Here is a 19,481-nt window from a genome sequence, read left to right as displayed (position 1 = left end):
ACTGTATAATTACATATACATGCCGCCGTTAATATTTAATTCTTGTCCTGTGATATAGGCGCCATCCTGACAGAGATAGATCACTCCACGGGCAATTTCTTCGGGCTTGCCGAAACGGCGGACCGGAATTTTAGCCACAATCTGCTCCCGGATTTCCTCAGGGATTGCAGTGACCATTTCTGTTTCAATAAAACCAGGGCAAATAGCGTTTACTGTCACCCCTGTTCGGGCGAGTTCGAGTGCCAGCGATTTAGTGAAGCCGATCATCCCTGCTTTTGCGGCTGAATAGTTGGTTTGGCCAAATCCACCCGCCTGGCCGATGATAGAGGATATATTAATAATCCGGCCGGTTTCGGAAGCCTGAATGTGAGCAAGAGCCGCACTTGTCATGTTAAATATGCTGTTTAAATTGACATCAATAACCTTTTTCCAGTCTTCTTCACTAAGTTTACGGAATGTACGGTCGCGGGTAATTCCGGCATTGTTTACGAGAATGTCAAGTTGGCCGTACTTGTTTATCGCATCTTCTACAAGTACGCGAGCATGTTTTGAATCAGATACGTCCGCCTGGCTGGCGAAAGCCTGACCGCCAGCTGCTTCAATTTCGCTTACAACTTGTTCTGCAGCTTCACTGCTGCTGTTATAGTTAATAACAACCTTTGCACCATTAGCAGCCAATTCTTTTGCAATCGCTGCGCCAATTCCGCGTGACCCTCCTGTGACAATCGCCACTTTTCCATCTAGTTTTACCATACACCTACACCCCTTCACATGACATCCTTAACGTGTTTGTAATGAAATCTTCACATCGATATTTCTGTAAATAACTTCACAAAATAGTCTCGTGTGCCAGTGAAAACCTATTGATTTGTTTGTTTTTCTTGCGTAGGTTTTTCCTGTACAGATTTTGCTTCCCGGGTGATGGCTTCTTCTTTCAGGGAGAGAAGATTTTCTTCCTGTTGTTTTAAAAGCTTGAGCACTTGATCCATCTTTTTGTCAATGGCTTTCATGTCTGTTTTCAGCCGATTGATTTCGCTTGTTGTGTCCAAATTGCTGATTTGGTGGGAAAGGTCCCCTTCCATCAGTTCTTCCAATCCGTCTACCTTTGCTTCCAGATTCACGATTAAGGAAGCGAGATTTGAAATATCCGCACGGGAAGGTATATTGGCCTGTTCCAGATACTTCTCCGCCGATTGCTTCACCATGTTCTGGTACTGCAAATACATGTTCAGGAATTGGCCCATCCATTCGGAATAATCTTCTTTCCGCATAGTCTCGTCAAATACTTGACTCCAGTGGGTTTCCGTTTTGTCATACAGTTCTTTCCACATGGAAAATGGATCAAATGGTATTTGTTGGCTCACCCTCTTCATCTCCTCTCGAATGTTTTCCGTTATACATATGGTCGAACGGAATATGTATAAAAGAACATTTTCATGTAAGATTATAGTAAAGAATAAGGTGTAACTCAAATAAAACAATTCGATAAATTGTGATATTTTTTTTAACGTTTTGTTAATCTCTAATTAATACGCTTGAACCATCGCGAATGTGAACGTTTACACGCTTGAGATACTTTATATATAGGACGTTTGGTATATACGGAGAAAATGATGAAGGAGTACTCGTGAAAACATTTGACAAAATAAAAACATAGGTGTAAATTACACATAAGGTTTATTTTACAGATTTGTAGGTGATTACACATGACTGAAAAGAGAGAGCAGGTAAATGAGCAGGCGGATACGGAAACAGAGGCCGAAACCGCAAAAGATGAGAAGGTATCCGGTGCTGTACCTAAGAATTTACTGATTCCATTTCTCCTCCTGCAGCTCCGCGGTTGGAATGTCCATGGGTATGAGTTAATTCAACAGTTAATAAAGTTTGGATTTCCCTCCGTGGACCAGGGCAATGTTTATCGAACCTTACGGCAACTTGAAAAGGACAACATGGTGAAATCTGAATGGGACACTTCTGCAGGCGGACCGGCAAAACGCATTTATTCTCTCACAGATGCGGGAGAACAGTACTTAAAGTCGTGGGCGGTTTCTCTTGAGCAATATCAGTCGATGCTCGATCGTTTCTTTAACATGTATACCGAGTTATTTATGCCGCCAACTTTAATGACTACTAAAAAAGACGACAGCAAGTGAGAACACAGATTCCCGGCAGGGATGCTGCAGCTATGCTGCAATCACCATAAAAATTAACATTCGGGAGGGATTTACCATGGCAATCAACAAAAGGCCTGAGAAGGAAAACACGGTGAACCAGAACGGAACGAATATTGTGGATTCTATGTGGGATGGCTGGATGAACGGAATTAAAATGCTGTATGCATACCAGCGTGAAATGGAAAACTTAACGCTTCAAACGATTGACCGTCAGAAGGAAATCTGGGCTAAAACAACTGAAAACATGGAAAAAATGGAGCAGGAAGTTAAAAAATTTTTAGAAGATGTAAAAGAAAACTATCGCAACCATGTAAGCAACTTCACCGGAGAACAGGCAAGTAAAGTATTCGAAGATTGGAATTCCCGGCTTGAAGAAATTTCAAACCGCATCCAGCAATTAACCTGGACACCTGGAAAAGCAGGGTTAACGGTGCTCAACAAATCGAATGAGCAGGTGGAAACAGCGATTAAAAGCTTGTTTTCCCAACAGCAAAAAACGCGTGATGAAATTCAGTCCCTTATCGAAAACTTCTTATCCCAGGTTAAAACAACGCAAAAAGGTATTATAGAAACGTTTGAAGTCAACAAAAACAGCACGATGAATATGTTTAAATAATAAATAAGTGTAGAATCCACTGAAAAACCCCCTGACAATGAAAAACAGGGGGTTTTTTCAGAAAAAGCCGTAAAAGGAGATAAAAAATGGATTTAGTGGAGCAATCGAGACATGTTGTTGAAAAATCGTACAATGAGATCCACGTCGGTGATAAGGCGCAGATTACCAGAACGATTAAAAATGAAGATATTTTGACGTTTGCCAGATTGACAGGAGATGTAAATCCGATTCATATCGACGACGAATTCGCAAAAAACACGTTTTTTAAAGAAAGAATTGCGCACGGCATGTTAACGGCAAGCTTTATTTCGACAATCCTCGGCACGCAATTACCGGGAACTAACACGATTTATTTGTCGCAAAATGTTAAATTTAAGGCACCGGTTAAAATTGGTGATACCATAACTGCCATAGCAGAAGTAATAGAGAAAAAAGACGACAAAAAAATTATTAGACTGCAAACCAATCTAGTAAACCAGGATCAAAAAGTTGTGGTCGAAGGCGAGGCTGTTGTCATGAAAATGGAGTAGCCCGCGGGCTACTCCATTTTCATCTCCATTGAACTTCCTGAGTGATCGGATTCCCAGGCTGTTCCCCAGAGCACCTTATTCTGTTTTTTTACCTAATTTTTCCGGGCCACGCTCCAGTCGGTATTTTTTACATCTTCCGCCTGATTTTTATTAACTGGTTCATCTTTCCATTCAAAACTGTTCGCATAAACATGTTCATTCTTATCCAATATTCAACTCCCTTTTCGTGTTGTGTTATTTATGGAATACCCTTTTTTCCGGCAGAGGAAACGTCGGTAAAAAAGCGAAATATAAAGGCCTAAAAAGAAAAAATAGGGTACAATTAAATCACCCTATGGAGGGAATTTGGGATAGAGGTGCGATGGTGCAGGAATATGTAGGAGATTGCATTCAGTGTGGTACGAAAATCTATTGTCACGACGGCTTTATTGGCGGGGTAGTGGTAGAACCCGGGAAAATGCTTTGCTTTTCCTGTCAGGAAAAAAAGGAAACAGAAAAGGAGGCACAAGCCTGAGCAGGCCTGTGCCTCCTTTTTCTTACATTCCTTCCGTGTAATCCGTATTCCTTGCCTGGTAAATCATTTTTGTAATACAGTAAACACTTGGAAACTCCCATTCCATCCAATCTTCCGGATTCATTTTCAACCCTCCTCTTCTTGCAGTCTCCCATATATCGACGTATACTCAGGTAAGTAATCGGGTAACCAGCAAATGAATTGTAAAATGACAGCTATGTGTTGTTTTCACCTATCATTTATAATAATACCCCAAAAATGATTCTTTTATTCATAAGAGTCTGGGAAATGAAAATAAAGTGAAGGAGCTACAAAATGAAACAAATATACAAGTCTCTGCAATCAGTTCGCTGGGATAGCGATTCGCTGATCCTTCTTGATCAAACCAAATTGCCGCACGTGACAGATTACCTTACGCTGGAGAAAGTGGACGACGTATGGGATGCGATACAGAAGATGCAGGTACGCGGGGCACCGGCTATTGGTATAACTGCAGCTTATGGTTTATATATAGCCGTTCGTCATAGCGAGACAAGTGACCCGGAGGTATTGCTGGGTGAAATAAGAAATTATGCGGACTATCTTGCTACTTCGCGCCCAACCGCTGTGAATTTATTCTGGGCATTGGATCGGATGTACAAAGCCGCACAGCGTGCCGCAGTGGATGGAATGCCGTCACAGGAGATCAAGCAGGTGCTTCTTGCCGAAGCCAGGCAGATCCAGCAGGAGGATGAGGATGTGTGCCGCGCGATTGGGGAACACGCGCTTACGCTATTTCATGACGGAATGGGCGTCCTCACCCACTGTAACGCGGGCGGGCTTGCCACGGCCAAATATGGGACCGCGACGGCGCCGATGTATTTGGCCCATGAGAAAGGCTGGAATATAAAAGTGTTTGCCGACGAAACGCGTCCGGTACTTCAGGGTGCGCGTCTTACAGCGTATGAACTGCAGCAGGCAGGAATTGATGTGACCCTTATTTGCGATAATATGGCAGCCAAGGTGATGGCTAACGGGTGGGTGCAGGCCGTCATCGTCGGAACGGATCGGGTTGCCGCGAATGGAGATGTCGCCAATAAAATTGGCACCTATGGGCTTGCTGTGCTTGCCAGAGCACATAATATTCCGTTCTACGTGGCGGCCCCGCTCTCTTCCATTGATTTGCAGACGCCAAATGGTACGATGATTCCGATCGAGGAGCGGCATGCGGTAGAAGTAACCCACAGCATGGGAAGGATGGTTGCCCCTGCTGACATCAAAGTGTACAATCCGGCCTTTGACGTCACTCCCCATGACTATGTGACAGCGATTATCACGGAAAAAGGAATTATCCAGGAGCCCTATGAGGAAGGCCTTAGGAAATTATTCAACAAGTAAAAAGATTTATAAGGAAGGAAAACTCTCTGGCTCTCTCTATTGAGAATATATAACATGGCTGAGGAGATGGGTATGCTTCGGAACCGCTATTATAGAATTTACGTCATCGTCTTCATGACCGTACGCTTTTTCTTTCAGGTGTGGTGGTTTAACCGCAAATACCGTACAGGAAACCGCGCTGAACTGCAGGAAAAGTGGGAGCAGCTTGTCGGACGGCAGGCGCGTGAGTATAAACAGAACGCGCTCAAACTTGGAGGGCTGCTCATTAAGATGGGTCAGTTTCTAAGTACGAGGGCGGATGTCATGCCGCGTGCGTTTACAAGAGAACTGGCTGATTTAACTGACCGTGTCCCTTCTGTTCAGTGGGAAGAAAGCAGGCAGGTATTGGAAAAGGAGCTTAACCAGCCTGTTCATGAAGTGTTTGTGGATATTTCTGATGGCCCGGTAGCTTCCGCCTCGATCGGAGAAGTGTACCAGGCTTTTCTGAAAACCGGTGAAAAAGTCGCGATAAAGATTCAACGTCCGGGCATAGAAAAAATCATCAGCGCTGACTTTGCTGCTACCCGCCTTGTGGTGAGCCTTGCCAGGAGATTTACCCGCTGGGGGAAAATGACCGACCTGAAGGAATTGTACCGGCAATTGGAGCAAACCATTTCGAGAGAACTTGACTTTCGAAAAGAATACGTGCATGCTAAACGCTTTATGGAAATGTATGCAAATGATAGTACCGTAAAAATTCCACGCTATTACGAAGAGTTTATGACCCGGCGCATTCTTGTGATGGATTGGGTGGAAGGCGCTAAGGTTACCGATCACCGGTTTCTTGAAACTCACAACATTGATAAAGAATATGTTGTGACGCGCGTGGCCCGATTATTTTTGGAGCAAGTTTTGCAATATGGCTTTTTTCACGCTGATTTACACCCGGGAAATATCTTCATCTGCTCTGCCGGAACGATCGTCCTTCTTGATTTTGGTATGGTTGGGGAAATCAAGCCGCAGTCCCGCATGTATATCCAGCAGGTGATCCAGGCGGTCATTCTTAAAGATTTTGATGGGGTAGTGGACGCACTCGATAAACTTCACTTTTTAACCCAACAGGCGGACCGGGAACAGGTGAAAATCGCTTTGCAAGTGGGGCTTGAACTGTATTTTACGCGTGATTTCATGACCCTTGACGATGATGTGCTGGAAGAAATGATCTTGCAGCTCCAGGATTTCGTGCAGGTACAGCCGATTCAACTGCCGGCGGAATACGCATTTTTAGGCAGGGCTTTCAGCACAGTTATTGGCGTGATTACGACGATTAAACCCGATGTGGATTTTTTGGAACTGGGCCGCCCCATCGTTGCCGAATGGCTAAACCAGGAGGAAACACGGACAAGCAACCGGGAAGTTATCGTGAAACTCGCGAAAGACGTGGTGCGGGAAATTGTGGCTTTACCGCGGCAATTAAATCGCTACATAGATAATTCTGCTGAATACCGACAGTATATTCGCAATCGGGATGAAATCAATAAATGGCTCGCATACTATAGGGCCAGGCAGAAGACATCCCTCCTGTTTCTTGTACTGGGATGGGGAAGCGCCATTCTGCTGTGGGTCATGCACTATTCCACAGAAACATATATATGCATAGGGGTTATGATGATCGCGTTCCAGCGTTTGCTTCATTACCAGAAGAAAGCGGTGAATCTTCTCAAAGAACGATCGACTGTTAATTAACGAATAGAGGTGAACAAAGATGGCGAAAGAAAGAGACGAAAAACTGGGAAAAGAAGAATGGAAAAAAGAAGTGGATGAAAAAGCGTTTAAGGAGGCTGAGGCGGAATGCGGCAATTTTTCGTTTAAGCTGGAAGGATTAAAAGACGGATACAGGTTTACTGTTAGAGGCGATGAAGAAAAAATTAAAGAAAACCGCCGAGCGGCCGCAGCCTTTATTAATTTTACCCGCCAGGCGGATCGGGCCGGATGGTGGCTTCCTTGGCCGTTCCGGTTCCTGCTCAAATTCTGGAACCGTTACAAAGGGTGAGATGCATCTGCCAACGTTTCTGTTTCTAGGCTCCACTTTTCCATTGCCCACTGTCTTCGAGTTTTCGTTCGGGCCAGCCCAATTTGTTTTCAGGAAGGAAAGTACTCCTTCCATCTGCTGTCAACGAGTGTGACGATATCTTCCCGCGGAATGAGTTCATCCGGATAAAAAGGTTTCATCCGCGCATCGATAATAATCGGGCCGTCAAACTGCACTTTGTTCTGCACCAGGCTTTTCCTCGCATACACATCGTGGGCCGGGTCAAAACGTGTAAAGGTGGTCCATAAGAAGGTAGTTTGGTCGACGATCTCGTCCGCATCATCCACCACAAATACGAGTGGCCATGGCGCAAGCTGTTCGGCTCCTTGCTCCACCAGCTTGTTTGCCAGTTCCCCGTCCGCCGTATAGCCTGCGCCCGATACAACCAGGCAGCCCGCGCAGTACGGTTTAATCTTGGCAATGCCGGGAATCGGGCTGCCGGCATACTCACGCGGAAGTTCGCGGATCGGATCGCCAATTCCGAGCATAATTGCTTTGCTGCCGTGGTTAAACTTGCGTCCTGTATAGTCGAGCGTATCCATCGACGTATCATGGACAATCAGCAGATCGCGGTTCGGATTAAAGCGGGCCAGAATTGTTTCCAGAAAAGGAGCGAAATTTTGCAAATCGCTGGGAGTGTCCGTCAGCATTAAAAATTTGGTCAGTGTTAGCTGACCTTCTCCCATAATTCGGAACGCATGGGCCATTGCTTCCCGATAATAGCTCTCCCGCACCACAGCTCCCGCCAGTGAATGGAAGCCGGTTTCTCCATATGTCCAGAGGCTTTTAACGCCGGGCATCACTACAGGGAAGATGGGAGAAAGAAGCCGCTGCAGGTATTCGCCGATAAAATAATCTTCCTGCCGCGGTTTGCCTACTACCGTTGCGGGATAAATCGCATCTTTGCGGCGGTACACCTTCTTGATGTTAAACACAGGAAAATCGTGTATCCAGGAATAGTAGCCATAATGGTCGCCGAACGGGCCTTCCGGGTGGCGCACATGTGGCGGAACTTCCCCGCAAAATGCGAATTCAGCCTGGGCAATCAGTTTATGGGCATGGTCCGGTATGCTTGTTATATCCAGCTTTTCCCCCATTAAAAAGGAAGTAAAAATGAGTTCCGGCACCATCTCGGGCAGAGGGGCAATCGCTGTGATCGTGAGAGCCGGAGGTCCTCCGAGAAACATGGTAACTGGAAGGGATCGATTGCGAAGTTCCGCCTCGTGATGGTGAAACCCGCCGCCTTTATGAATTTGCCAGTGTATGCCTGTCCGGTTTTTTTCCTGCACCTGCATCCGGTACATGCCAAGGTTGTGTTCTTTCGTAACCGGGTGTTCCGTATAGACGAGTGGAAGTGTAAAAAAAGGCCCGCCGTCTAGCTGCCAGCTGGTTAGTACGGGTAGTTTATGTAAATCGACCATTTCATCCAGCACATTTGTCACCGGAGCCTTGGCCGGGGGAACATTTTTGAGCCCGGTACGCGCAACATCCAGCAGGGCCGAGCGGCTTTCCCACAGCGTTTTTATTTTCGGAGGAAGAAGCTTATCAAGTGAGCCGACCAGCTGTTGGACGAGTTTTTCCGGACGCGGGCCGAAAGCGAGTTCCACCCGTCTCTCTGTTCCGAACAGATTCGTCACCACCGGAAATTCGCTGTCCTTTACATTGGTAAATAAAAGAGCAGGTCCACCCTCGTCAATCACACGGCGATGAATTTCCGCCAGTTCAAGATTCGCATCCACCGAAGCGGTTATTTCAAGCAAATTGTTCTCTTTTTGAAGTGTGCGTAGAAAGCTGCGCAAGTCGATATGCATTGGTTATAAATTCTCCCCTACAGTTAATTTCTCTTTTGCTATTATACCAGACAAGCAGGGCAATGAAACTTACTTCTTGGGACAGAATCATGGAATAACAGATTATGATATGATTACAATACACATACAGAGTTTATTTTAAAACCTCAGAAAGCGAAACCATGCTGCAGGCATTTTATACAGCGAACCACTGAATATACACCGATTAGCAGCATATTGTCAGGGGGAAAGGAGCATTTTTACTATTTATGAATTACAAATTAGCAGCAATCGATATTGATGGAACATTACTTACCGATGATTACAGCATCACCGGAGAAACAAAAAAAACACTGCACCTCGCCGAAGAACAAGGAGTTACCGTTGTAATGTGTTCGGGACGCGGGCCTTTCAGCGTGATTCCTATATTGGAGGAACTGGAGCTGGACGGTTATCTTATTACCCATAATGGGGCGGTTGTCACCCATTCAAAAACCAGGGAAATTTTATGGGAAAGCGGTTTTTATATGGATGATTTAAAAGATGTAGTAAGCTATTGCCGGGCTTCCGGTATCCATACCGACTTTTGTTCGCCTTTTGAAATGTATACAGAGACCCTTGATAATGAAGAAGTTAACAAGATGTATGCAAAATATCTTGCCACCCCCAAACTGGTCGACGATGCGTTACGTGTCCGGGACAAGATTGTAAAATTCACACTTTTCGGTTCCGATGAACAGTTAACGAAAGCTTTTGCAGATATTCAAGCGATGCAATTGCCGATAAAAACGATTCGAAGCGGCCCTTATTATATTGATATTATTGAGAAGTCAACGTCTAAAGGAACGGCGCTTCGCCACCTAGCGGATAAACTGGGAATTTCAATGAACGAGACGATTGCCATTGGAAATTATTATAATGACCTGGAAATGATTCACGCGGCCGGTGTTGGGGTTGCTGTCGAGAACGCACCGGAAGATGTCAAACGGGAGGCTGATCTTATTGTGGCTTCCAATAACGACAACGGTGTAGCCGACGCGATCCGCCGTCTTATCCTGGAAAAAGCGAAAATAAGATAACAACGATTCGAAAACGAGATAAAACCGAAACCGGAAACAAAAAACGGGAAACATGTAAAATATAGAAAAAGGCGAACCTTACCGAAGGAGGTTCGCCTTTTTAACCGTTAAAGAAAGTATATGTTGCTTTACAGTGTTAAAGCAACATATACTTTCTTCCATTGGTCACCTGAGAAAAACTCGCGGGAGTGTGCCGAACGTTGCTTTTTCGATGTGGAGCGTGTGGCCGGAAGGTCGATCAGACCGACAATTGTCTCCATCATTGAGGTACCCGGATGTTTTGTCGGTCCGACCTTCCGGTCACTAAGCGGCCGTTTCGCTACCCTGCAGAAAAAGGACGAGCGGCAACGCCCGCGAGTTTTTCTCAGTATAGGTTTCATACTTCTTCAAGCGCATGAAAAATTCGCATATGTGTCGCCAAATACTGGCTGCTTGTATACAGCCGGAATCCCTGATTGACCATATAATCAAGGGTAAGAGTCTCCGGGTACATTTCCTGAATGTCTTTGTCTATACAATAAGTTATTCCCTCTTTATCCCTGCATTCAAAAGAGGTGCCTGGTATGTTGCCCTGAACCAGGGCAAAACGCAGCGTGAAGCCTCAGCCGCCTTCCCGGATGCCGAGTACAGTTAAACGCCGCGATGCTACTCTGTTTTTCACTTCGTTTTTTGCCCGTTCTGTTACTTGCAGCACGGAAATCTCCCCTTTCATTTTTCTGTGCAATACGATCATGCAAGCAAGTGTGATATCTGCTGACTGGATAGCCGGTAATTGATGTTGAAAACAACCTCTATTTTCTTCTATTATATATATAGAAATAGTAATTAACAAATTATCTTCTTGTTATTATTAGACAAATACTATACAATTCATTTCATGGAGAACAGAAGCTGGCACTGCTGAAATCTGTTCTGTATAAATGAAGGAGATGAACGCTATGCGCGTGGAAGCAGTTAAGTCCAGTAGCAATAAAGTTTTTAATCCAACGGTTGATCCGATTGAAGAACACTTCTATGAAGTCATAAAACTAATCGGAGAAGATGCGGATCGCGAAGGATTGAAGGAAACGCCGAAACGAATTGCCAAAATGTATCGTGAAATTTTTAGTGGGATACATGAGAACCCGGCGGATGTCATCGGTAAAACGTTTCCGGCTGAAGGAACCAATGATATTGTTATCGTTCAGGATATTCCTTTCTATAGTATGTGTGAGCACCATTTCGTGCCCTTCTTTGGTAAAGTCCACATCGGATATATACCGGACGGCCGTATTGTTGGCTTAAGTAAATTTGCCCGTCTTGTTGAGATTTTATCCAGGCGTCCACAGGTTCAGGAACGCATCACCAATCAGATTGTGGACACGCTGGAAGAAGTCATTAAACCTATTGGTTCGATTGCGATTGTCGAAGCGGAGCACATGTGCATGACTATGCGTGGTATTAAAAAACCCGGGAGCAAAACAAGAACCATTGCCCGCCGCGGGGTATTCGATTCAAAGGACGGGGTTCAGGAGGAACGTTTCTTCCGCCTGCTGGAAAAACAATAATCGCCTTTTAAGTTGTTACCCTTAAGTACGGAGGGGAAACTAAAGCGGAATTACTCCATTGGGAGAGGTTCCGCTTTCTTAATTGTGTAGGAAATTATTGTTTTTTATTATATCGATAAAGCAGGGGCCATTAAACAGGCGTGTAAAACAGTGTATAATGGAGAAAATAAAAAAGCCATTCATGGAGGCAAGAGAGATGACAGCACAACAAATTTTATCAAAATTCCAGGAGAAGTACCGTGGAGTTGCCCGCATGTTGATCGCCTGCCCGGATCGTCCCGGTATTGTAGCGGCGGTATCCAAATTTCTATTTGATAACGGGGCGAATATTATCCAGTCCGACCAGTATACGCAGGATCCGGAAGGCGGTATGTTTTTCATGCGTATCGAGTTTTATCGGGATGGCCTGGAGGAGGAGTTAAATGAGCTGCGTGATGATTTCTCAGCGGTGGCGGACGAGTTTGAAATGGATTGGCGTATTACATCCGCCGGTCAGCCGAAAAAAATGGTTATCTTTTCATCCAGGGAAGAACACTGCCTGCGCGAATTGCTATGGCATTGGCAGGAGGGGGATTTGAACGCGGAAATCCCGATGGTCATTAGCAACCATCCTGATTCCCGCGAGTTGGTGGAGTCGATGAACATCCCGTTTCACCATGTTCCGATTACAGCCGAAACCAAGCATGAGGGGGAAAAGAAGCAGCGCGAACTGATGGAAGGCAAGGTGGATTTTATTGTACTCGCGCGTTATATGCAGATTTTGTCCCCGTATTTTGTTGAGCATTTCCCAAACCAGGTAATAAATATTCACCATTCGTTTTTACCGGCTTTCATTGGCGGAAAACCATACGACCAAGCGTACAGGCGAGGTGTAAAAATTATTGGTGCGACTGCTCACTACGTAACCGAAGAGCTGGATGCGGGACCTATTATCGAGCAGGATGTGATTCGCGTTAGCCATCGCAACAATGCCGAAGAACTAAAAAAAGAGGGACGCTATATTGAACGTACTGTACTTAGGCGTGCCGTTAAATGGCATCTTGAAGATCGAATCATTGTACATAAAAATAAAACGATCGTTTTCTTATAAAGGAAATAAAAAAGCCCGGATTTATCCGTGCTTTTTTGTGTGGGCATATTTTTAGTCTGTTATTTATTCAAATGGTCACCCATGATGTGAAGCCCCCTGTCGATTAAGTTCGGTAAAAGAATTGCAATCATATATATGGTACACTTATATAAAGTGTTTACATATGGGAGGCGGTATACAGAATGGGGGACCACCGGAAAGATTTTCTCAAAGATGTTCCTTTATTTGAACATGTAACGGACACAGCCCGGGAAAAAATAGGTTCAGTGATGTCTTCAAAGGAAATTAAAAAGCGGGAAATTCTCTTTTATGAGGGTGAGGAATGCACGGCCATTTATGTGATTCATAAAGGAAGAATCAAAGTATATAAAACAACGGAAGACGGGCGAGAACAAATCGTTAACTTATTAAAAGAGGGTGACTTATTTCCCCATATTGGATTGTTTGGTGGAAGCCCGTATCCGGCTACTGCCGAGGCTATGGAAGATTGTTCGCTGTTCTTTATTAAAGTTGGGGAATTTACGCGGATGCTTGAAAGCAATCCAACGTTAAGCATTGAACTGCTGCGAAGCCTTGAGGAGAAAATACGAATCCTTCAGGCCAGGCTCACGAATGTGTTGAGTAAAGATATGACAGATAAAATTATGAATACCCTTACATCTCTGGCAAAAACAAATGGCTATAAAACGGCGCAAGGATACCAAATCAATATGGAATTAACCCAGCAGGATCTTGCTAATATGGTGGGAACAACGAGGGAGACCGCAAGCCGTACTATAAGCCAATTAAAAAAAGAAGGAAAGATTGAGTTTCATTCTGGCTACATCATCATTAAAGAGTAAATTCGTCTTTGAGTGTGATTCAATAGCAAATGGAATACATTCATCAAAACAACATACTCACTGGCAAAGGAAGTTTCTTCAATAATAGTAATAGCGTGTCCTGTGTGCGAATATAATGGTTCCATAAGGAGCGAGGAGGCGACTTATGGACGCGAAGTTCTGGGTGGGTTTTTTAAACATCATTATCATCGATATTGTATTAAGCGGTGATAACGCGGTTGTCATTGGGATGGCCAGCCGTCGGCTCCGAAAGGAGGACCGGAAGAAGGCTGTTTTATGGGGGATCGTAGGGGCCGTCGGTTTACGGGTAATTTTAACCGCGCTTGCCACATGGTTTTTGTTGATTCCATATTTAAAAGCCATTGGTGGAATTATGCTTGCGTGGATTGCGTTTAAGCTGCTCATTAGCGATGGAGAAGACACATCTGCCATTAGAGCGGAGAATTCGTTGGGTGCGGCCGTAAAAACCATTATTGTTGCCGATTTCGTGATGAGTCTTGACAATGTACTGGCGGTTGGCGGGGCAGCCCATGGAAATATTATTCTTGTCATGTTTGGCCTGGGCTTAAGCATTCCGCTTCTTATGATTGGAAGCAATTTTATCGCTAAATTGATGGATCAGGTTCCGACACTTGTATATATTGGAGCCGCGATTCTGGCGCATACCGCCGGTACGATGGTTATGTCTGAAGAAACGATACAGCAATTTATTTTACCTTCCTATGCATTTCTTGATTGGGCGGCACCACTTGTACTTGTAGCTATTATTTTGATAGGCGGAGCATGGTGGCGCAGAAGAATGTTTGCGTCCTACGGCTGATTTTATAATGACTGTCAAGAAGGCAGCAGCGGCTGGCCTCTTTTTTTGCTTTATTGGAAAGTACATGAGACAATCTATATTTGTGGTGGGCATGTCTTCTTCTGCTGGATAAAGGGGAAATTTGGATTCGTTTTTTTAGAGATAACGGGAAGGAAATTTGCAAAATTTATAGAATTATAATCCGTAACCGTTTTCAAAAAATGTAGAAAAATATCGGGAAATGAATGGGGGAGAGAACATGACACGGGTTAATCTGCATGCACCTGAATACTACAATATGGTGAATGACATTGAACGTCACGCAAAAAATCCTGAAAAGCTGGCATTGTTATGGGAAAATGAGGCAGGGGAAACGAAGCGGTTTACTTATGCCCAGTTAACCAAAGCATCCAATCAACTTGCAAACGGGCTCACAGAGCTTGGAATTGAAAAAGGCGATAAAGTAATTATTATTTTACCGCGTATTGAACATGCATATATAAGCTATATGGCTGCACTTAAAATAGGGGCCATTATTTTGCCTGGCTCGGAGATGTTAATGCCGAAGGATATTTTATATAGAGCGACCCATTCACAGGCAAAAGCGGTCATCTCGTTCCATACCTTAACCGATCGCATAGATGAAATTCGGACAGACTGCCGTACACTGCAAACGTTTATTGTAGTCGGCGGGAAAAAAGCAGGATGGACACCTTTTGAAAGTGTAGCAGAGGGCAAAGGAGAGCAATTTGAAGCGGCCAATACTCGCGCGGATGATGTAGCGTTCTTAAATTATACGTCTGGCACCACAGGCAACCCAAAGGGTGTGATTCACACACACAGCTGGGCTTATGCCCACCAGGCTGTGGCTGCCAGGATGTGGCTAGATGTCCACGATGGAGATATCGTCTGGGCTACCGCAGGACCCGGATGGGCAAAGTGGAACTGGAGCCCTTTTATCTCCACCTTAGGCACGGGAGCAACCGGGCTTGTCTATTACGGCAAATTCGATCCCGAAAAGTATTTATCTTTGCTTGAAAAATATAAAGTAAATGTGCTCTGCTGTACGCCTACGGAATACCGGCTCATGGCAAAAGAAGATGGGCTCGACCAATACAATCTGGAGCATTTACACAGCACGGTTAGTGCAGGGGAGCCGTTAAACCGTGAAGTGATTGATACCTTTAAGAAGTATTTCAATATCACGGTTCGGGACGGATACGGCCAAACTGAAAATTCACTCATTGTTGGAACGCTTAAGGGGATGGAAGTCAAACCGGGCTCGATGGGGAAACCAACACCGGGAAATCGCATAGCGATTATCGATGAAGACGGCAATCCTGTTAAACAAGGCACAGTAGGTGACATTGCTGTCCACCGGAGTGTACCGGCCCTGTTTAAAGGCTATTTAAATGACCCGGAACGTACAGCGGCGGCTTTTCGTGGAGATTGGTATCTGACCGGGGATCAGGCAAGAGAGGACGAGGACGGGTATTACTTCTTTGAGGGCCGGTCAGATGATATCATCATCAGTTCAGGATATACGATAGGCCCTTTTGAAGTTGAAGATGCGCTGGTGAAACACCCTGCTGTTAAAGAATGTGCGGTTGTCGCCAGTCCGGACCCGATTCGTGGAAGCATTGTCAAAGCGTTTGTTATCCTGCGGGATGAAAAAGCGGCTGCTGATACACTTGTTAAAGAACTTCAGGAACATGTTAAAAATATTACAGCACCGTATAAATATCCCCGTGAAATTGAATTTGTCAACGAACTGCCAAAAACAACTTCCGGAAAAATACGACGGGTTGAACTCAGACAGCTCGAAAAAGAACGTAATGTAAATTAATAAATCCGTAAAAATAATATAAAAAAAGTCTTCGTATAAATTTTCCGAAGACTTTTTTTATTGTTTGGGAACTTATCTTTTTTTATATTAGTTTTTTATATTAATCGTGTGTTCTAGGCGACTTTGTCTGACTTATTTTCTTTCGAAAGAAGGCTGTTTTTGTTTCCGTAAAAGATATAAACAATAATTCCAATCACAAACCAGATAGCAAACCCTTTCCATGTTAAAGACGGCAGGTTGACCATCAGGTAGCCGCAGAAGATAACGGCCAATGCCGGTAATACTGGGACGAAAGGTACTTTAAAAGCCCGCTTCAGGTCAGGCTGTGTTTTTCGCAGAACAATAATTCCGATAGAAACAACGACAAAGGCAAACAGGGTGCCGATATTTGTTAAATCGGCGAGTTTGTCCAATGGAACAAATCCGGCAAACACCGCGCACAGTAAAGCCGTGAGCCATGTACTCTTTGTAGGAGTCTGCGTGCGAGGGTTAACATCAGATAAAGCCCTCGGAAGCAGTCCGTCACGGCTGATAGCAAAGAACAAACGGCTTTGACCATACATCATAACAATCAATACGGTGGTAATACCGCAAATGGCACCGAGTGAGATAAATCCCGCAACCCAATTCTGGTGAACGAACTGGATAGCAAAAGCAACCGGGTTTTTCACGTCAAGCAGGGTATAAGGCACAATTCCTGTGAGGATAGCAGATACGACAATATAGAGAACCGTACAAACAAATAGAGAACCTATAATGCCGATTGGCATGCTGCGCTGCGGATTCCGCACTTCTTCCGCAGCAGTTGAAACGGCATCAAAACCGATATAGGCAAAAAACACTGTGGCCGCCCCTGTTGCTACACCCTGAAAACCGAAAGGCATAAACGGTGTCCAGTTAGCAGGTTTGACATACCACACACCGACTCCAATAAAGAGAAGAACGACAGCAATTTTGACTAAAACGATAATGTTGGTAACACGGGAGGATTCTTTAACTCCACGCATCAATAAAAATGTAATAAGGAAAATAATAGCGATGGCCGGTAAGTCCACATATGTTCCTTTAGCAGGGTTATAAGCGCTTGTTAAAGCGGTAGGCAAGTGTATGCCAAATCCTGAAATTAACCCCTGAAAATAACCGGACCAGCCGCTGGCGACAGCCGATGATGCGAGCCCGTATTCCAAAAGTAAATCCCAGCCGAGAATCCAGGCGATGATTTCACCGAATACTGCGTAGCTGTAGGTGTAAGCGCTGCCTGATACAGGAACAGTGGAAGCAAATTCCGCATAACAAAGAGCCGCAAATACGCAGGCGAGTCCTGACAAAATAAAAGAAAGAATCAGGGCGGGACCGGCATGCTCGGCTGCGGCAACTCCGGTAAGAACAAAAATTCCTGTTCCGATAATTGCGCCAATTCCCAGCATCGTTAAATCAAAGGCGCCGAGCGCTTTCTTTAATCCACCCTCTTTAGTTTCCGTGTTCTTGAGTAAAGCTGAAATCGATTTTTTCCTAAAAAGACTCATAATATGCTCTCCTAAATAAAAAGTTTTCCCTACACGAATAGACGCGTTTAAACAGTAAAGTGTGTTATAAAAAATAATATTCTGAATTATATATCTATACTCTTTTATTCCTCCTTACTATCTATGAAAAGAATTCTATACTAAATCATTTGATACGTAAAGCAAAAAAATTGCATATATAAATTATTTTGATTATTTATAAGAGTTGTATATTTCGGTAATATAAAGGAATACGAGGAATCGTTTCTTAAACAAGCGGTGAATTAAGTTAATAAAAAAACGATTTATCAGTGGTTGATAAATCGTTTTTGCTTTTAAACATTGAAGCTTGCTGTTTGTTTTCCGTTCATTATAACAATTACTTTTGATACGCCGGCTTCATGAACGGTAATCGTGCGCATTTGTTTGAAGACGTTGCCTGAAGAACTGTTGTCCAATTTTATCTGTTCAACATTAATTTTTAACTGTGTTCCTGATCGGGTTATCACGAGAATCTGTCCGTCAAAGCCTGCGCCATTGATATCATAGGTGAAAGTAATATACAGTTGTCCATTTTTATAGTAGGCATCATATTTATCTGCGAATTGACCTGAACGTTTATCTTTTTCTTTGTAAGGAACGATTTGGCCAAAGCGGTACATGACGGAGGCGGCTTCTCCCCGGGTTAAAGAGCTTTTCGGATTAAAATCGCCATTGCTTCGTCCGAATATGAGATTAATTTTATCCGCGATCATTACATCCTTCATGTATCGTGATGCGATTTGCTGTGCGTCTTTGAAGGGAATTTCATGAGAGGTAACGAAAGAGGACAAATCCTGGGCATAAAGATACGTGTAGCCTTTAACTAAATAATGGGCCATTTCTTCCCGCGTAATTTGTCTGTCTCCATGAAAAGCTCCTCGATCATCAATAATATTGGCTTTACGCAATCGGACAAGTTCATCCGCGTAGAAAGCAGAGAAACTTACATCGGAAAAATACTTACCGACTTCTGCGGCCGATCCGGAAGTACGAAGGTTTTCTTTTAATATTTTTGCCAGCATTACAGTAAATTGAGCCCGGGTTAATGGTTTGTTCGGTGCAAACGTGTCTTCGTCTATACCGCTAACCACTCGTTCATTTGCCAGATTTACAATTTGCTTCTTTGCCCAATAGCTATTAATATCATCGAAAGAGACTGAAGATGCGGAAACATGAGAGAAGCCCGTGCATAAACTGCCTATTGTGATTGTGAAAGCAAACATTTGTTTTAGCCATCTATTTTTCAAAACAGGCTACCTCCTGACTATGTATGCAGAAAAATAATAGATCGATTTCCAACATTTTATTTGACTCATTATGGAATTAAAAGTTGCTAGCAAGTGGGTAAATGTGATAGGTTTTAGTTCCTGCCCGGCTGATGCTCTGTGCAGTATGAAAACTAATGAAAGCAATGAGGGGTAAGCTTGAAGGATAGGCTCATTTGTGAGGGAAATAGTTTTAAAAAAGTTATTGACTTTGAAGTTTGATACGTGATATATTGATAGAGTCGCCGCTGAGAGCGATGACGAAAATAAAGTTCCTTGAAAACTGAACAGTGAAATGCCAAATGTGCGATATAACTCAGATACAATTCTGATTTAGTATAACCAGCTTTTTAAATGAGTATTAAGGAACGTCGACTAAGAACGCAACATCGTG

Annotated in this window: 19 protein-coding genes; 13 read left to right on the top strand and 6 right to left on the bottom strand. The window is 44.0% G+C overall.

The window, feature by feature from the left end; translation table 11 throughout:
• Window positions 1–9: 9 nt before the first annotated feature.
• Both fabG and H525_RS23005 read right to left on the bottom strand, forming a co-directional pair.
• The gene (gene fabG / locus H525_RS0106200) at window positions 10–753 is read right to left on the bottom strand and encodes a 3-oxoacyl-[acyl-carrier-protein] reductase (RefSeq protein WP_027415497.1); all 744 of its coding nucleotides are present in this window, start codon (window positions 751–753) and stop codon (window positions 10–12) included.
• 107 nt (window positions 754–860) lie between these two features.
• On the bottom strand, window positions 861–1,364 hold the full coding sequence (locus H525_RS23005) for a poly(R)-hydroxyalkanoic acid synthase subunit PhaE (protein ID WP_051330838.1): 504 nt from the start codon (window positions 1,362–1,364) through the stop codon (window positions 861–863).
• A gap of 342 nt (window positions 1,365–1,706) precedes the next feature.
• Between H525_RS23005 and phaQ the strand changes: the two genes are divergently transcribed.
• The 7 genes from phaQ to H525_RS0106150 all read left to right on the top strand — a co-directional run bounded on the left by phaQ (window position 1,707) and on the right by H525_RS0106150 (window position 7,243).
• Window positions 1,707–2,153: a poly-beta-hydroxybutyrate-responsive repressor gene (gene phaQ, locus H525_RS23000; RefSeq protein WP_051330837.1), complete on the top strand. Its 447-nt coding sequence runs from the start codon at window positions 1,707–1,709 to the stop codon at window positions 2,151–2,153.
• A gap of 76 nt (window positions 2,154–2,229) precedes the next feature.
• Entirely contained in the window at window positions 2,230–2,790 is a 561-nt protein-coding gene (phaP, locus tag H525_RS0106185; protein ID WP_027415496.1) for a polyhydroxyalkanoic acid inclusion protein PhaP, read from the top strand.
• Between the two features lie 86 nt (window positions 2,791–2,876).
• Window positions 2,877–3,320, top strand: a complete 444-nt coding sequence (locus H525_RS0106180; protein WP_027415495.1) for a MaoC family dehydratase — start codon at window positions 2,877–2,879, stop codon at window positions 3,318–3,320.
• Window positions 3,321–3,654: 334 nt separating this feature from the next.
• Window positions 3,655–3,834, top strand: a complete 180-nt coding sequence (locus H525_RS29360) for a hypothetical protein (RefSeq protein ID WP_155837161.1) — start codon at window positions 3,655–3,657, stop codon at window positions 3,832–3,834.
• Between the two features lie 315 nt (window positions 3,835–4,149).
• Window positions 4,150–5,211, top strand: a complete 1,062-nt coding sequence (gene mtnA / locus H525_RS0106160; protein WP_027415494.1) for an S-methyl-5-thioribose-1-phosphate isomerase — start codon at window positions 4,150–4,152, stop codon at window positions 5,209–5,211.
• Window positions 5,212–5,265: 54 nt separating this feature from the next.
• A complete protein-coding gene (locus tag H525_RS22995; RefSeq protein ID WP_081413260.1) occupies window positions 5,266–6,936 on the top strand; it encodes an ABC1 kinase family protein in 1,671 nt (556 codons plus the stop codon).
• Window positions 6,937–6,955: 19 nt separating this feature from the next.
• Window positions 6,956–7,243, top strand: a complete 288-nt coding sequence (locus tag H525_RS0106150) for a hypothetical protein (RefSeq protein WP_027415493.1) — start codon at window positions 6,956–6,958, stop codon at window positions 7,241–7,243.
• Between the two features lie 89 nt (window positions 7,244–7,332).
• On the opposite strand, the gene H525_RS0106145 is transcribed toward H525_RS0106150, so the two are convergent.
• Window positions 7,333–9,093, bottom strand: coding sequence for a UbiD family decarboxylase (locus H525_RS0106145; RefSeq protein WP_027415492.1), 1,761 nt, complete (start codon window positions 9,091–9,093; stop codon window positions 7,333–7,335).
• A 248-nt stretch (window positions 9,094–9,341) separates the two neighbouring features.
• On the opposite strand from H525_RS0106145, the gene H525_RS0106140 reads away from it, so the two are divergent.
• Window positions 9,342–10,151, top strand: coding sequence for a Cof-type HAD-IIB family hydrolase (locus H525_RS0106140; RefSeq protein WP_027415491.1), 810 nt, complete (start codon window positions 9,342–9,344; stop codon window positions 10,149–10,151).
• A 128-nt stretch (window positions 10,152–10,279) separates the two neighbouring features.
• Here H525_RS0106140 and H525_RS27050 read toward each other — a convergent pair whose 3' ends face one another.
• A complete protein-coding gene (locus tag H525_RS27050; protein WP_155837159.1) occupies window positions 10,280–10,531 on the bottom strand; it encodes a hypothetical protein in 252 nt (83 codons plus the stop codon).
• 564 nt (window positions 10,532–11,095) lie between these two features.
• Between H525_RS27050 and folE the strand changes: the two genes are divergently transcribed.
• The 5 genes from folE to mbcS all read left to right on the top strand — a co-directional run bounded on the left by folE (window position 11,096) and on the right by mbcS (window position 16,275).
• Entirely contained in the window at window positions 11,096–11,698 is a 603-nt protein-coding gene (gene folE / locus H525_RS0106125) for a GTP cyclohydrolase I FolE (RefSeq protein WP_425387658.1), read from the top strand.
• 196 nt (window positions 11,699–11,894) lie between these two features.
• On the top strand, window positions 11,895–12,788 hold the full coding sequence (purU, locus tag H525_RS0106120; protein WP_027415488.1) for a formyltetrahydrofolate deformylase: 894 nt from the start codon (window positions 11,895–11,897) through the stop codon (window positions 12,786–12,788).
• Between the two features lie 182 nt (window positions 12,789–12,970).
• The gene (locus tag H525_RS0106115) at window positions 12,971–13,630 is read left to right on the top strand and encodes a Crp/Fnr family transcriptional regulator (protein WP_027415487.1); all 660 of its coding nucleotides are present in this window, start codon (window positions 12,971–12,973) and stop codon (window positions 13,628–13,630) included.
• 145 nt (window positions 13,631–13,775) lie between these two features.
• Window positions 13,776–14,450, top strand: a complete 675-nt coding sequence (locus H525_RS0106110; protein WP_027415486.1) for a TerC family protein — start codon at window positions 13,776–13,778, stop codon at window positions 14,448–14,450.
• A 238-nt stretch (window positions 14,451–14,688) separates the two neighbouring features.
• Entirely contained in the window at window positions 14,689–16,275 is a 1,587-nt protein-coding gene (gene mbcS, locus H525_RS0106105; protein ID WP_027415485.1) for an acyl-CoA synthetase MbcS, read from the top strand.
• Between the two features lie 113 nt (window positions 16,276–16,388).
• Here the strand turns inward: mbcS and bcaP are convergent, their stop codons facing one another.
• Both bcaP and H525_RS0106095 read right to left on the bottom strand, forming a co-directional pair.
• Window positions 16,389–17,801 carry a branched-chain amino acid transporter BcaP gene (bcaP, locus tag H525_RS0106100; protein WP_027415484.1) on the bottom strand — a complete coding sequence of 471 codons (1,413 nt, stop codon included), beginning with the start codon at window positions 17,799–17,801 and terminating at the stop codon, window positions 16,389–16,391.
• A gap of 314 nt (window positions 17,802–18,115) precedes the next feature.
• On the bottom strand, window positions 18,116–19,069 hold the full coding sequence (locus tag H525_RS0106095; protein WP_027415483.1) for an S-layer homology domain-containing protein: 954 nt from the start codon (window positions 19,067–19,069) through the stop codon (window positions 18,116–18,118).
• Between the last annotated feature and the right edge of the window lie 412 nt (window positions 19,070–19,481).

The organism is Aneurinibacillus terranovensis DSM 18919 (assembly GCF_000430625.1).
Taxonomy (GTDB): Bacteria; Bacillota; Bacilli; order Aneurinibacillales; family Aneurinibacillaceae; genus Aneurinibacillus_B; species Aneurinibacillus_B terranovensis.
This window is presented reverse-complemented; position numbering and strand designations above follow the sequence as displayed.

Bases quoted from the DNA above. Each gene is read 5' to 3' on its own strand.
- H525_RS0106110 (WP_027415486.1), top strand. From the start codon at position 13,776: ATGGACGCGAAGTTCTGGGTGGGTTTTTTAAACATCATTATCATCGAT.
- H525_RS27050 (WP_155837159.1), bottom strand. From the start codon at position 10,531: ATGAAACCTATACTGAGAAAAACTCGCGGGCGTTGCCGCTCGTCCTTT.
- H525_RS22995 (WP_081413260.1), top strand. From the start codon at position 5,266: ATGGCTGAGGAGATGGGTATGCTTCGGAACCGCTATTATAGAATTTAC.
- phaQ (WP_051330837.1), top strand. From the start codon at position 1,707: ATGACTGAAAAGAGAGAGCAGGTAAATGAGCAGGCGGATACGGAAACA.
- H525_RS0106140 (WP_027415491.1), top strand. From the start codon at position 9,342: ATGAATTACAAATTAGCAGCAATCGATATTGATGGAACATTACTTACC.
- phaP (WP_027415496.1), top strand. From the start codon at position 2,230: ATGGCAATCAACAAAAGGCCTGAGAAGGAAAACACGGTGAACCAGAAC.
- H525_RS0106150 (WP_027415493.1), top strand. From the start codon at position 6,956: ATGGCGAAAGAAAGAGACGAAAAACTGGGAAAAGAAGAATGGAAAAAA.
- H525_RS0106180 (WP_027415495.1), top strand. From the start codon at position 2,877: ATGGATTTAGTGGAGCAATCGAGACATGTTGTTGAAAAATCGTACAAT.
- bcaP (WP_027415484.1), bottom strand. From the start codon at position 17,801: ATGAGTCTTTTTAGGAAAAAATCGATTTCAGCTTTACTCAAGAACACG.
- fabG (WP_027415497.1), bottom strand. From the start codon at position 753: ATGGTAAAACTAGATGGAAAAGTGGCGATTGTCACAGGAGGGTCACGC.
- H525_RS0106115 (WP_027415487.1), top strand. From the start codon at position 12,971: ATGGGGGACCACCGGAAAGATTTTCTCAAAGATGTTCCTTTATTTGAA.
- H525_RS29360 (WP_155837161.1), top strand. From the start codon at position 3,655: ATGGAGGGAATTTGGGATAGAGGTGCGATGGTGCAGGAATATGTAGGA.
- purU (WP_027415488.1), top strand. From the start codon at position 11,895: ATGACAGCACAACAAATTTTATCAAAATTCCAGGAGAAGTACCGTGGA.
- mtnA (WP_027415494.1), top strand. From the start codon at position 4,150: ATGAAACAAATATACAAGTCTCTGCAATCAGTTCGCTGGGATAGCGAT.
- H525_RS0106145 (WP_027415492.1), bottom strand. From the start codon at position 9,093: ATGCATATCGACTTGCGCAGCTTTCTACGCACACTTCAAAAAGAGAAC.
- mbcS (WP_027415485.1), top strand. From the start codon at position 14,689: ATGACACGGGTTAATCTGCATGCACCTGAATACTACAATATGGTGAAT.